Source organism: Photobacterium damselae, assembly GCF_003026815.1.
GTDB lineage: Bacteria > Pseudomonadota > Gammaproteobacteria > Enterobacterales > Vibrionaceae > Photobacterium > Photobacterium damselae.
The window spans coordinates 1-13,865 of record NZ_PYOG01000051.1 but is presented as its reverse complement, the minus strand read 5'-3'; the positions used below and the strand labels follow the sequence as shown (position 1 = coordinate 13,865).

10 protein-coding genes and 3 tRNA genes are annotated in these 13,865 nt (G+C 39.7%); 8 read left to right on the top strand and 5 right to left on the bottom strand.

Features of this window, described 5'->3' with window-relative positions:
- Positions 1 to 363: 363 nt before the first annotated feature.
- Complete coding sequence (locus CTN07_RS21325; RefSeq protein ID WP_005299780.1) at positions 364 to 1,440, top strand: type I restriction endonuclease; 1,077 nt, start codon at positions 364 to 366, stop codon at positions 1,438 to 1,440.
- A 51-nt stretch (positions 1,441 to 1,491) separates the two neighbouring features.
- Here the strand turns inward: CTN07_RS21325 and CTN07_RS21320 are convergent, their stop codons facing one another.
- Positions 1,492 to 2,664, bottom strand: coding sequence for a MerR family transcriptional regulator (locus CTN07_RS21320; RefSeq protein ID WP_005299779.1), 1,173 nt, complete (start codon positions 2,662 to 2,664; stop codon positions 1,492 to 1,494).
- A 95-nt stretch (positions 2,665 to 2,759) separates the two neighbouring features.
- On the bottom strand, positions 2,760 to 3,773 hold the full coding sequence (trpS, locus tag CTN07_RS21315; protein WP_036764017.1) for a tryptophan--tRNA ligase: 1,014 nt from the start codon (positions 3,771 to 3,773) through the stop codon (positions 2,760 to 2,762).
- Between the two features lie 388 nt (positions 3,774 to 4,161).
- Here trpS and CTN07_RS21310 point away from each other — a divergent pair, with 388 nt between their 5' ends.
- Positions 4,162 to 6,102 carry an FUSC family protein gene (locus CTN07_RS21310; protein WP_005299776.1) on the top strand — a complete coding sequence of 647 codons (1,941 nt, stop codon included), beginning with the start codon at positions 4,162 to 4,164 and terminating at the stop codon, positions 6,100 to 6,102.
- An 82-nt stretch (positions 6,103 to 6,184) separates the two neighbouring features.
- On the opposite strand, the gene CTN07_RS21305 is transcribed toward CTN07_RS21310, so the two are convergent.
- Genes CTN07_RS21305 through CTN07_RS21295 form a run of 3 tightly spaced genes read right to left on the bottom strand, consistent with a single transcriptional unit; the run spans position 6,185 to position 9,278 of the window.
- The gene (locus CTN07_RS21305) at positions 6,185 to 7,027 is read right to left on the bottom strand and encodes an energy-coupling factor transporter transmembrane component T family protein (protein WP_005299774.1); all 843 of its coding nucleotides are present in this window, start codon (positions 7,025 to 7,027) and stop codon (positions 6,185 to 6,187) included.
- On the bottom strand, positions 7,027 to 8,724 hold the full coding sequence (locus CTN07_RS21300) for an ABC transporter ATP-binding protein (protein WP_005299773.1): 1,698 nt from the start codon (positions 8,722 to 8,724) through the stop codon (positions 7,027 to 7,029). Before CTN07_RS21300 ends, CTN07_RS21305 begins: the two co-directional genes overlap by 1 nt.
- Before the next feature lie 2 nt (positions 8,725 to 8,726).
- Entirely contained in the window at positions 8,727 to 9,278 is a 552-nt protein-coding gene (locus CTN07_RS21295; RefSeq protein WP_005299771.1) for an ECF-type riboflavin transporter substrate-binding protein, read from the bottom strand.
- 741 nt (positions 9,279 to 10,019) lie between these two features.
- Between CTN07_RS21295 and uvrY the strand changes: the two genes are divergently transcribed.
- From uvrY to CTN07_RS21265, 6 genes are all read left to right on the top strand, one after another.
- The gene (gene uvrY, locus CTN07_RS21290) at positions 10,020 to 10,664 is read left to right on the top strand and encodes a UvrY/SirA/GacA family response regulator transcription factor (protein ID WP_005299769.1); all 645 of its coding nucleotides are present in this window, start codon (positions 10,020 to 10,022) and stop codon (positions 10,662 to 10,664) included.
- Positions 10,664 to 12,517, top strand: coding sequence for an excinuclease ABC subunit UvrC (uvrC, locus tag CTN07_RS21285; protein WP_080551727.1), 1,854 nt, complete (start codon positions 10,664 to 10,666; stop codon positions 12,515 to 12,517). The genes uvrY and uvrC overlap by 1 nt, the downstream gene beginning before the upstream one ends.
- Positions 12,518 to 12,633: 116 nt before the next feature.
- On the top strand, positions 12,634 to 13,194 hold the full coding sequence (pgsA, locus tag CTN07_RS21280) for a CDP-diacylglycerol--glycerol-3-phosphate 3-phosphatidyltransferase (protein ID WP_036764014.1): 561 nt from the start codon (positions 12,634 to 12,636) through the stop codon (positions 13,192 to 13,194).
- 329 nt (positions 13,195 to 13,523) lie between these two features.
- Positions 13,524 to 13,597: transfer RNA gene (locus CTN07_RS21275), tRNA-Cys, on the top strand.
- Positions 13,598 to 13,600: 3 nt separating this feature from the next.
- Positions 13,601 to 13,676 (top strand) — tRNA-Gly (locus CTN07_RS21270).
- 72 nt (positions 13,677 to 13,748) lie between these two features.
- A tRNA-Leu gene (locus tag CTN07_RS21265) sits at positions 13,749 to 13,835 on the top strand.
- Positions 13,836 to 13,865 lie beyond the last annotated feature (30 nt).

Below are 13,865 nucleotides of genomic sequence, written 5' to 3'. Positions count from 1 at the left end.
CTCTAAGAGTATTAGTAATATTAACCAAATTAAACTTATATTAGATGGAGATTGATTTATTAAATAATGGGTTTGATATTAGTAAATTTCTTATTGTTAAGTCTAATATTATCAAAGTTAAGATAAAGAATTTATAATAGATGATTTCATCATCCTGTCTACAAGCAAATAATCAATATTGTTTAACTTTATATTCATGTTACTTATGATGCTTAAAAGGTATTCATATGTGGTTGAGAAGATAATCTGTAGAGATATTAATGTTATTGTATGTATCATGTATGAAAATTTTAACTAGATAACATTTTTATAAGAGTCGAAAACATATAATTCCATTATTATAGATTTTATTATGGAGTTGACATGGAATTTGTTGATCGTCTTGAATCATTGTCTAAGAAAGTAGCGCAAGTATCAAATAATCTGGCAACGGAAGAGGCAACGAAAAATGCTTTAGTCATGCCGTTTTTGCATTCTGTTTTAGGCTATGACGTTTTTGACCCAAATGAGGTCGTACCTGAATTTACAGCAGATACAGGGACAAAAAAAGGAGAAAAAGTTGATTATGCTTTGATGAAAGATGGTGTTGTTCAGATATTGATCGAATGTAAAAAATTCGATGAGCAACTATCTACAAAGCACGCAAATCAACTGTTTAGGTATTTTTCTGTTACGAATGCTCGAATTGCGATTTTAACTAATGGATGCCAATATCAATTTTATACTGACCTTGATGCGCCAAATAAGATGGATGAGAAGCCATTCCTTATTCTGGATTTGTCAGATTTAGACGAACATATTGTCCCTGAAATTAAAAAATTAACGAAGTCTTCTTTTGATGTTGATTCAGTTGTTGATGCTGCTGGTGAATTAAAATATTTAAATCAAATTAAAAAAGTTCTATCAGAGCAGTTCCAAAATCCAGATGAAGATTTTGTAAAATATTTCACATCAAAAGTTTATGAGGGTGTTCAAACTGCTAAGGTTAAATCTCAATTTCTAGACATTACTACAAAAGCATTAAAACAATTTTTAAATGATAGTATAAATGCTCGATTGAAGTCCGCTATTGGTAATGATGTTAAGGATAGTATTCAAGATGAGATTATTACAAAGTCTGATGAAAATAAAGAAATAAACGATAGACCAAAAGTTGATACAACAGATGATGAAATTGAAGGATTTAATATTGTAAAGGCAATTTTTAGACAAAAAATAGGGCTTAATCGTGTATATTCTAGAGATACTCAAAGTTATTTTGGAGTATTACTTGATGACAATAATCGTAAGCCATTATGTCGATTACACTTTAATGCGAAGCAAAAGTACATCGGCATCTTTGATGGGAATAGAAACGAAACAAGATACCCAATTGATAGTTTGGACGATATATTTAGTTATACTGAACAACTACAAAATACAATTTCTTTATATGAATAATCTTTGACTATGAAAAAGGGTTATAAACTAATAACCCTTTTTCTTTGAGATCTATTTTATTTTCAAAACAAAAAACTCATATCCAAACTCATCACCTAAATGGTTCTCATAAATATCAATTTCTTTAGTGATATCTTTAAGTGCTTGCGACTCTGGCATGGTTGGTAATAGCTCTGCCACTCGTTTTTGCAGCGGTTGCCAATAGTTTTGCCAAGATTGCTGACTAATCGAGAAGTGATCAAGTACTTGATATCCAAGGTTTTGACACTGCTCTAAACGAGTAGGAACGGTTTGAATATCAGGGTATTCCGATAGCCAGAACGATTTATGCGCCTCTGAAGGTGAGTCGGTTAGCCAAACAAGATCACTTACCACCAAAATACCATCATCTTGCAGTAACGGTTTCCACTGCTTTAGCGCATTCTCCACCCCCATGATATAAGCACACCCTTCAGCCCAAATCAGATCAAAGCTTTTTGCCGCAAAGGGAAGAGCCGTCATTGAGGCACAAACTAGCTGAATGCGATCCTGCAGATTGTGCGCTTTTACCTTTTCACTTAACTGGTTGATAGCCATTGGTTCATTATCAACCGCAGTAATATTACCTGAAGATAGTTCAGACAAAAGTAGGGTAGATAATCCTTTACCGCTACCAATTTCAAGGATTGCTTGTTTTTTACTCGGTATCAGAGAAAAAGCTTTACGTGTTTCGCATTCATCACCAGGCCCCCAACGTTCAAGCGTTTCAAATACCGTCATAAAGTCATTCATGTACACATCATGTTCGTTCATATCTTTTGATAACCACTTAAGTCTCAAGGCTTCTTTTTCTGTGAAACCTTGTTTTAATAACCAATTAAAATGGGCATCTGGAGCTACCTGTTGTAACGATTGGTGCCATTCTTTTTGCGAACGCTCACCCAGCAGCCCAGATAACAAAGTTCGTGCTTTGGTTTTATGTTCGATCTCTTGATCTAGCTGCGACAATCTATCGAGTAAAACCTGACGATTAAGTTTTGCTTCTAAACACGCTTGGCATTCTTTAAGGGTTAAGCCACCTGCTTGGAGCTGTTGAATCAACAATAACCGTTGTGCATCTTGCTCACTGTAACGGCGATAACCATTGCTCATACGAGAGCCCTTAATTAAGCCAATTTTTTCGTAATACAAGAGCGTGGTTCGTGAAACGCCAATAAGGGTCGCTAACTCTGAAATCAAATACATAGTGTTGTTTAAGCAATGAATCAATGACGGTAAGATAAAGTATAAAGTAATAGACAGGTCAAATACTAATGAAACGATTTGACCTGTTTTTTGAATTAAAATAATTTTAGACCAAAGGCTGTTTTAACCGCATTGACCACTTGCTGAGATTCTTCATGTGCTTTGGCGCTACCTTGACGTAAAATATCAATCAACTGCGCTTTATCAGACATAAACAGTTCGCGGCGTTCACGGATTGGTTTAATCAGCTCTTGTAAGCACTCTTCCAGCACTTTTTTGGTTTGTCCATCACCTAAACCGCCTGCTTGATAATGGGCTTTTAATTGCGCAACCAGTGCTTTGTCGGGATGAAATGCATCAAGATAGGTAAAGACAATATTGCCTTCAATTTGGCCTGGATCTTCAATACGTAGGTGATTTGGGTCAGTAAACATGGCTTTGACCGCTTGACGGATTTCTTTTTCGCTTGCTCCTAAGAAGATGCAGTTTCCCATCGACTTAGACATTTTATTTTTACCATCTGGGCTAGGTAGGCGAGCAACATGACTGAGCAAAGGTTGGCATTCCACCAAAATGTCTTTATCCGCAATCGTATTAATTTTTCGTACAATTTCGTTGGTTTGCTCAATCATAGGCAATTGATCATCTCCCACAGGAATCAACGTTGCTTTAAATGCGGTGATATCGGCAGCTTGACTGATTGGGTAGGTAAGAAAGCCAGTCGGGATAGATTGACCAAATTGCTTGGATTGAATTTCGGCTTTAACGGTTGGATTACGCTGCAAACGAGAAACAGAAACGACATTAGAGTAGAACATAGTCAGTTCAGCAAGTGCCGGAAGGGCTGATTGCAAACAGATTGTTGTTTTGGTTGGATCGATACCAACGGCGAGATAGTCAGCCATGACATTTAAGATATTAGACGCTACCTTATGAGGATTATGACCATTATCGGTTAACCCCTGCATATCTGCGATAAGAATGGTTTGTTGATATTGATGCTGTAATGCCACTCGCTGTTGAAGTGAGCCAACAAAATGACCTAAATGAAGTTGACCTGTTGCTCGGTCGCCAGTAAGAATTTTTTGTGGTTGAGATGTAACAGTCATGAACAATGTCTCCAGTAAAAAAGTATTACCGTCGGAGACTGGGGGGAGAGAATAAATTACTCGCATTCAAAAGAAGTCTTCCGACGGCTTCTGAAACGATAAAAGATAATCAGCGCCGCTCTATTAGTAAGAGCGCCACCATGAGCATACGTTAGATTGTGTGATGATTTTAATCTTAAGCATCGTATTTTATCTTTTGTGGTCTATCTTTTGTTGTAAGATATTCTGTTATGCAGTGCTATTAGTTTTACTCTTCATAAATGGTATCGTCAATAAAATTGTTGCGACTTATTCTACAAAGGAATACATTAGAATGAGTCAGTGGAAGTCGTATCAATTTCATTTCTGATCACATCTCTCTTTTCTATATTCTTTCGATGCAATAACCATGAGAAAACCAGCATTTACTGCCGTATTTGCCCGTTGGTTCTCTGATGCGGCGGACATTCCAGACTCCATCCGTATTACAGTTCCTATGGTGGCAAGCCTTTACCTTTTTTATAGCTTTAACCTAACCGCCGCAGGCATATCGGGTTTAATTACCGGTTGGCTGGTGGGGGTACAAGGTCGTGATTTACCGTACCTGAAACGATTTCAAATATTATCACTTTCAACCGTCTTTACTGGGGTTGCCACAGTATTGGCCTATGCGGTGTTTGCCAATACATTACTTAGTGCCATTACTTTGTGTTCCATTGCCGTTGTTTATGGCTTGATGTCCAATCAACGCCCTCATATTCGTCTTTTCAGCTACAACTTTGGTTTCACCTATATTATGGCGATCCACTTTGCATCAACAGGTGTACCACAGTGGGCGACTTTAGGGGCGAACATTTTTGCCGGTTGTGGGGTGATTTTTACTTCTCTAATGCTGTGGCCATTTTTCCGTGGTCGTATTTTGCAAAAGCACATTGATGGGGTGCATATTGCGCTAGTTGATTGGCTCAATAGTCTTCACTACGATCTTGATATCAATACCTTAGCGACTAGACGACAAGACTTTTACGATAAAGCACATAAGCTTGCGTATTTTAGCAATTCTATTACTTCGGCCAAAAAAGAGCAGAAAGTGAAAAGTGATTTGCAGCGTAAACTTGATGTGTCGGAGTACATCATCAGTTTAGAGCGCTTGATGCATTCTAATATTGATAATCATACCAAATCATTACTGACCGAGTGGATCCGAGAGGCGGCAAACCAATTGTCTCAAGGTTTAATGATCTCGGCTAAATTCCCACAGCTGAAGATTGAAAACAGTCACTATATTTACGATTTAACAGAACGTATTAAATACTGTTATAACCACCAAGATGAGACGATTGAAGCATTGAGCGATAACATCTATCTGTTTAAAGGCGACTTTAGAGCTTTTCTGCATGACTTCTCTCTTGCCATAAAACCGCATTCAAAAGAGTGGAAGCATGGGTTTAAAATCGCAATGACGCTCGCGGTTACTCAGTTCTTAACTTATTTCTATAAGATCCCTCAAGGTTACTGGATCTCATTAACCGCCTTTATTGTTATGTTGACCTCATCTATGGGGGTAACCAATAATCGCATGTGGTATCGCTTTTATGGTACAGCACTTGGCGGGGTATACAGTTTCGTCTGTTTATACTTCTTTAAAGATCAGTATTTGATGTTACTTACTTCTATTTCGGTCTTTTTTGCGTTTACGACGTATCACAAAGAACGCTACGACATTCATGTATTTTGGTTAACATCAATGATTGTCTTTGCGGTGAGATTGCTGATGCCAGAAGACATTTATCTGTCGGCATATCGAGTGATAGATACGTTATTTGGTGTGACGATTGCGTTTTCGGTGAACTACTTTATTGCGCCAAACTGGACGATGAAGAGCATCGATAAATATGTTTCAGCCATGTTTAAATCTCAGATTTTCTACATTGCAGGATTGAATAAACCGCAGTGGGAGCAAAAAGTGAGTTTGTATCAGACTCAAAATCACTACTACGCCATGAAAACAGAGATTATGAACCTGCTAAAAGAACCTAACCTTAGCCCTCGAACATCGAAAGACTGGATGAGTTTGCTGGCACTACTGCGCCGCCTTAATGGTTCTTTGTTATTGGCAAGTAAGGTTGGTGTGCGTTCTATGAAGCATCATGATTTAAGTCAGCGTTGGATTCATCAAGTACAGTGGTTAGAGCAGACATTCCCGCATCGCTGTTCTCAAGGGGATTTGCCGCCATATCATAATGAACCTCAGCAACCACATAATGATTTAATTTGTGAGTTAATCGAGCATGATATCAAGCAGCTAGAGCAGTGGATGTTATATCAACGCGCTTATGTGATTGAGTAATATTTACTGAGTTATCTGAAATAAAAAGACCCCCAATAATTGGCGTTCAACTATTGGGGGTCTTTATCGGTTCAATTCGCGATTAGTGGAATGGATACCAAAATAGAGTGGTGTCGTGATAGCGCTTGATAAAACCAAGTACCAGAACCAAAGTAATGATAGCAATTACGATATAATCATTGGTTTTCATTGGTTTTAAACTGTACCAAGTACGGCGCTTGTTACGACCAAAGCCACGAAGAGTCATTGCATTTGAAATAACATCAGCGCGATCTAGGCTTGAGAAAATTAAAGGCCCAAGAATTTTTGCAACGTTCTTAATTCGAACCATCACTGGCGCATTTTTAGAAATATCCACCCCGCGTGCCTGTTGCGCATGCATGATATTGGTGAAATCTTTCATTACTTCTGGCAAATAACGCAGTGTTAAGCTCACAGCATAAGAGACACGGTATGGCACACCTAATTTGTTTAAGCTTGCTGAAAACTCAGTTGGATGCGTTGTAAAGACAAATACCAGCGCAATCGGGAACATACTGAAATATTTTAGCGTAACCGTTAGTAAGTAAAATAGTGTTTCAGCCGTAATGTCATAGTGCCCAAATAGCGGCACTAATACCGTTTTGCTACCCATGTAATCTGTACCTTGATTTGGCGCAATCAAGAACATAAAGAGGGCATTCATCATCAAGACGACCAGCGTACCGATCAATAGTGGCTTATAAACACTAAACGGAACTTTACTCATTTTTAGTAGAGCAAGACCTAGAACGATCAAACCACAAATGATACGAAGATCAAAAGTGATAAGAACCATGGTTACCCAGCTCATAAAGAGAATGAACTTTGTAATACCGTTGAGTTGATGCAGGATAGAACCTGTATTGATATAGCTAATACCAAATTTAAACTTGTTGGATTTCATTATTGTTTTGTTCTTGCTTCGTGTTCAATAAAGCAACGAATGAAGTTATCGATGCGTTCAATACCCATAGCTTGTGCTAAAGAATACAGGCTGGTGACAGTTAAGTTCGCTTTATCTAAAAGCTCTGGTTGGCTAAATACCGAATTTACTGCTTCATCAGCCAGTAGTTCACTGTCACAAATAACAACTGCTCGATCGGTATATTCCAATACGAGGTGCATGTCGTGTGACACAATCATAATCGTAATGCCAAGTTTTTGATTTAGCTCTTTAACGAACTCCATCATCATGGTGTAGTGATGGTAGTCTTGACCTGCTGTTGGCTCATCAAGAATTAACAGTTCAGGCTCTAACACTAAAATGGTTGCAATGGTTACACGCTTTTTCTGGCCATAACTTAGCGCATCAATAGGCCAGTCGCGGTATCGACCTAAGCCGCAGAGTTCTAACATAGCGTAGACTTTCTCTTCGACCATCTCTTCTGCCATACCACGGTTACGCAAACCTGATGCTACTTCATCAAAAATCATATGGTGAGAGATCATATGATTTGGGTTTTGCATAACAACACCGATACGTTGGCTTCGTTCAAAAATAGTGCTGTTTGTTAAATCTTCACCATTTAAACAAATTGTGCCTTGGTCTGGTTCTAATACGCCCATAATTAAACGCGTGAGAGTCGATTTACCTGAACCATTTTTTCCAAGAACGGCAACAAATTCCCCTTTATGAACATCAAAGCTAACGTTCTGTAGCGTCTGACGTTCACCATCGTAAGAGTAGGCGAGATTATTCAGAGACAGCAGAACCTCTTGTGAAGTCTGATGCTCTGGTAATTTGGCTTGAGTAAACCAGTGTTCTACGTGTGGTTTAAACTTCTCAAGTGGCATTTGATTAAAGTAAGCAGGATTATCTTGTTCGGTGATATCACAACCCGCTTCTTTCAATGCGGTTAAATATAGCGGCTCACGAATACCATGCTCGGTAAGAAGTGAACTAGCTAGAAGTTGGTTAGGTGTTAGATCCGCAACAATCTCACCACGCTCCATCATAATGATGCGATCAACAGGGCGGTGTAGCACGTCTTCTAAACGGTGCTCAATAATGATAACGGTTTTGCCTGTTTTCTGATGCAGATCATCAATGATTTCAATGGCAGCTTTTCCGGTTTTAGGGTCAAGGCTAGCTAAAGGTTCATCAAATAGCAGAATCTCAACATCATCAACCATCACACCAGCTAAGGATACGCGTTGCTTTTGTCCACCACTAAGATCAAACGGTGACAGATCGATAATCGAGGTCAGATCCATCATATCAGCGGTTGCTTGTACAATGTTATGCATCTCTTTTTGCTCGATCATCTGATTTTCAAGCACAAAAGCGATATCTTCACCTACACTTAAGCCAACAAATTGTCCGTCAGTATCTTGTAATACTGTTCCCACCATACTGGTGCAATCGTCTAATTTTAGCTTCTGAGTATCTTGACCATTAATTGTCAATGTACCGCTACAATCACCTTTGATAGCGTGGGGAATTAAGCCGTTAAGACATTGGCCAAGTGTTGATTTACCACTACCACTTGGACCTACGATCACGATTTTCTCACCTTTATTAATGGTGAGGTTAATGTTCTTAAGTGTTGGTTTCTCAAGCGCCCAATACTTAAACGTAAAATTATCGAAAACGATAGACATGATCAGTAAGCCTCTTTGAGGTTGAAGCTGCGCTGCTTACGTTTAGCAACTGAAGTCAAAATAAAATGGCCAACAATGGCAATAAGAATAGTGTTACCTGCTGCGATAATAGTGACCTGAGCTAATACTTTTGTTAGTGGCTCAGCATAAAGCAGATAATCTAAGAATGCAGATGTTCCGTAGCCGATGGTATTACCTAAAAAGGCTAAGAGTACAAACAGTGCGAAATCCCATTTGGTGAATTTGCCCATTTCTAGGCGACCACGAGTGATTTTTGGGTATAGGCCGATGATCAAGCCAACAATGCCTGAGCCTAACACCCAAGTGAACCAAACACCCCATCCAGCGAAGAGGTCGGTTACCCAGTGGCCAATAAATCCAACTAAGAACCCAACTAGAGGGCCAAAAAGAACACCAAATAACGCTAATACCGCCATAGCAGGCTTTAACGTAGTATTTGCAAAAACGGGAATACCAAACATTGGCAGGCCACCGATACCATAAAGAGCAGCACCGATAGCAATAAGAACAACCGTTTTAGCCGACAGACTCATAACTTAACCTTTGTAAACTCGATACCTGCATGGTTTTGATTGCAGGTTTGCATTGGGTTCGCGCTTTTATGGCCGATAGTATTGGCACCGTTTGGTAACCTTACTGATGAGCTTTTTCAACAGTTTGTTGTTTAAAACTCAACGCGAATAATCCTTTATTGGCAAGAGCAGCAGAGGTTAATGTTTCATCATGATCGATAAGACGGAGCATAGAAACGGGATATAACCATAAAGCGGCGGCAATAATACATGAAGAATGACAGGAAAGGAACGCTTTACTTCTAGACGTCTAAAGAATAATCAACCTATTTTAAAATTAGTTAAATAAGGTGCGAAATGAAAAGGTTAGCCCATTACTGATGTGATCTTAGTGCCAGAATAATTTAAATATGAAAAATGACTTTTTATGCAAAATGTGGTCAGGTTTTTGCTCGTAATGGATAGAGATAGGGCATTCTTGCATAGTTAGAGAAAAAACTGATGAGATATTGAATTTTCTGCTTTATTTTTATCAGCCTATGGTAAATACTGCTGCTACGCGGGTTTTATTTCGAAGCGTGCAAAAAAACATAAAAGTAGGAAGTGTCAAGTCTTAACTTAGTGCGAAAATTTGCGCTATGACGCAATATGCGTATGTGCTCAAACCTCAAGTTAGGGTAGAATTGACCATAAGTAGTAGTTAGCAATCGCTATCCCGCCTTATTGGCAGGGTGCAGAGCCAAATCATATTGGAGATACAGTTTGATAAATGTATTCCTTGTAGATGATCACGAACTGGTTCGCACAGGGATCCGACGTCTTCTTGAAGATGTCCGTGGTATTAAAGTGGTAGGGGAAGCCGACAGTGGTGAAGATGCCGTAAAATGGTGCCGTGCAAATCATGCCGATATCATTCTTATGGATATGAATATGCCAGGTATCGGTGGTCTTGAGGCTACCCGAAAAATTTTACGTTTTAATCCTGATGTAAAGATCATCGTGTTGACTGTTCATACAGAAAACCCATTCCCAACGAAAGTTATGCAGGCGGGAGCTTCTGGTTATTTAACCAAAGGTGCCGGACCTGACGAAATGGTGAATGCAATTCGTATGGTTAATAGTGGACAACGATATATTTCTCCAGAGATCGCTCAGCAGATGGCACTTAGCCAGTTTGCATCGAATTCTGAAAATCCATTTAAGGATCTCTCGGAGCGTGAATTGCAGATCATGATGATGATAACCAAGGGACAAAAAGTGACTGACATTTCAGAGCAGTTAAGTTTGAGTCCAAAGACAGTAAACAGCTATCGTTACCGTCTATTTAATAAATTGGATATCAGTGGTGATGTGGAATTAACGCACCTTGCTATCCGTCATGGTATGTTAGACACAGAGACGTTGTAGTGTCAGAAGAAGCATTAGAAGATAAAGGTTTTGATTCTAAAAGCTTCCTTAAAACAGTAACTCATCAGCCAGGCGTGTACCGTATGTATAACGCCTCTGATGAGGTTATCTATGTTGGTAAAGCTAAAGATCTCAAAAAACGCCTTTCCAGTTATTTCCGTACTAATGTTGCCGGGGAAAAAACTCGAGCATTAGTTAAGAATATTCATAAAGTCGATGTTACTGTGACCCACACAGAGACAGAGGCTCTTATCCTTGAACATAATTACATCAAGCAATATCTTCCTAAGTACAATGTACTGTTGCGTGATGATAAATCTTATCCTTACATATTCTTGAGTCATCATCAGCATCCTAGGCTGTCGATGCATCGTGGCGTAAAGCGTCGCAAAGGGGAGTATTTTGGCCCTTATCCAGATGCGGGCGCGGTTCGTGAAAGTTTGCATTTAATGCAGAAAATTTTCCCGGTTCGCCAATGTGAGGATTCCGTTTATGCTAACCGTAGTCGTCCATGTTTGATGTATCAAATTGGTCGATGCTCAGCACCTTGTGTAAAAGGTTACATCTCTGACGAGGACTATCAAGGTCAGGTTCAACTTGCTCGTTTATTCTTACAAGGTAAGGATCGGCAAGTGATCGCTATGCTGGTAGAAAAAATGGAAACCGCTAGCCAGAACCTAGACTTTGAAAAAGCAGCGGTATATCGCGATCAGATTCAAGCTTTGCGTCGAGTACAAGAACAGCAATTTGTTAGCCATGATACCGAAGACGATCTGGATGTGGTGGGTATCGCCCATGAAAATGGTATGGCGTGTATTCATGCGTTGTATATTCGCCAAGGTAAGATTCTTGGTAGTCGCAGTTATTTCCCCAAAATGCCAGCCGATGTTGAGTTAACTGAAGTATTATCGAGCTTTGTTACTCAGTTCTATCTAAATCAAGCTGAAGGCCGTGTGATTCCTACCAACATTATTTTAAGTGAAGACTTAGGTGATGAAACTGCTGTGATCTCTGACACTTTATCTCAGCTTGCTGGGCGTAAAGTTGTCTTCAAATACCATCCACGGGGTAATCGAGCTCGTTATTTAAAATTAGCGCAGACAAATGCGAAAACAGCACTAACGAGTAAGCTTAACCATAAAATGACAATTCAAGAACGTTTCTTTGAATTACAACAGGCATTATCGCTAAAGCCTATCTCTCGTATGGAATGTTTCGATATTAGTCATACAATGGGTGAGAAAACAGTGGCATCTTGTGTGGTCTTTAATCAAGATGGTCCATATAAACCTGATTATCGTCGATACAATATCACTGGAATTACGGGCGGCGATGATTACGCGGCGATGGCTCAAGTTCTTGAACGCCGTTATGGTAAGCAGATGGAGCTCGACAAAATTCCAGACATTATTTTCATTGATGGTGGTAGAGGTCAGCTTTCAAGAGCGTATGATGTTGTTAAGCCCTATATGGAAGACTGGCCTAAGAGACCACTAATGATTGGTGTGGCAAAAGGCACAACACGTAAGCCTGGTCTTGAAACGCTTATTTTTATTACTGGTGAAGAGTTTTCATTACCGAGTGATTCGCCTGCTTTACATCTGATTCAGCATATTCGTGATGAGAGTCATAACCATGCGATCAGTGGTCACCGAGCTCAACGAGCAAAAGTGCGTAAACGCAGTGCTTTGGAAGATATTGAAGGTGTTGGCCCTAAACGTCGTCAAGCGTTACTGAAATACATGGGGGGGCTGCAAGAGCTCAAACGAGCAAGTAAGGAAGAAATTGCTAAAGTTCCAGGGATCAGTTTGGCTCTAGCAGAAAAAATAGTCGATGCTTTGCATCATAGTTAGCATAGCTGCGCTAATGAAATGAAATAGATAACATAGCTAGGTGTAATTTAAACTGGCTATGTTACTATGAGACATCACTGGTGCTCTGTGAATTTTTTATCATAAGAATAAAGATTATGCGTTTATCAATTCCAAATATTTTGAGTTTCGTCCGACTTATACTTATCCCATTTTTTGTTATTGCCTTTTATTTGCCGTATGAGTGGTCACCCTTTGCTACCGCATTGATTTTCTTTATTGCGGGTGTAACCGATTGGTTTGATGGCTATCTGGCTCGTCGTCTAAATCAGACTACGCGTTTTGGTGCCTTTATTGACCCTGTTGCGGATAAGTTAATGGTTGCAACGGCATTAGTGCTGGTGGTTGAACATTATCACTCGGTTTGGGTTACCATTCCTGCTGTGACTATGATTGGTCGAGAGATCATTATTTCAGCACTTCGTGAATGGATGGCGGAAATTGGTAAACGTGCTAGTGTGGCAGTGTCTTGGGTTGGTAAAGTAAAAACGGCTTCTCAGATGTTTGCTTTGCTAATGCTACTATGGCGTCCTTATGAGTGGACAGTGTGGCTGGGTTACATTTCCCTTTATGCTGCTATGGTGTTGACGTATTGGTCGATGATTCAATACCTATTGGCTGCAAAAGATGATTTACTTGATGAAAGGCATCATCAGTAATATTCGGCAATATATAGATAGTTACTGATCAGAATGAATAAACGGCATGGTATAGCAATATACGGTGCCGTTTTTTTTGGGGGCATGATAAAAGAATAGGGGAGTACCGCAATTGTATTTTCTTATTGGACTTTGTTTTCTCACTAGTTTTCTTTCTTAACCTTTTCTTTATCGTTGCTATTTCGAGCGACCTTGGTTCGATTTTTATATCGATGTGACGGAAAATAACCAATTGAAAGAAAAGTGAGAATTTTTAATTGACTCAGTCTGTAAAATCAGTAAATTACATCCCGTACCGCAGCGATGAGTCGTTGCGAAGACAAGTTTGAGGCGCGTTGGCAGAGTGGCTATGCAGCGGATTGCAAATCCGTGGACCTCGGTTCGACTCCGGGACGCGCCTCCATTTGCGACACTAGCTCAGTTGGTAGAGCGCAACCTTGCCAAGGTTGAGGTCACGAGTTCGAACCTCGTGTGTCGCTCCAAATTTAACGATACGGCAAAAAGCGGTATCGAAGATGGTGTTAACCAAACACATCGTTAAAAGCGAATTGTGTGCCCTGGTGGTGGAATTGGTAGACACAAGGGATTTAAAATCCCTCGGCGTTCGCGCTGTGCCGGTTCAAGTCCGGCCCGGGGCACCATCTTATTCTTTGTAAGTAAAGAAATGGCGC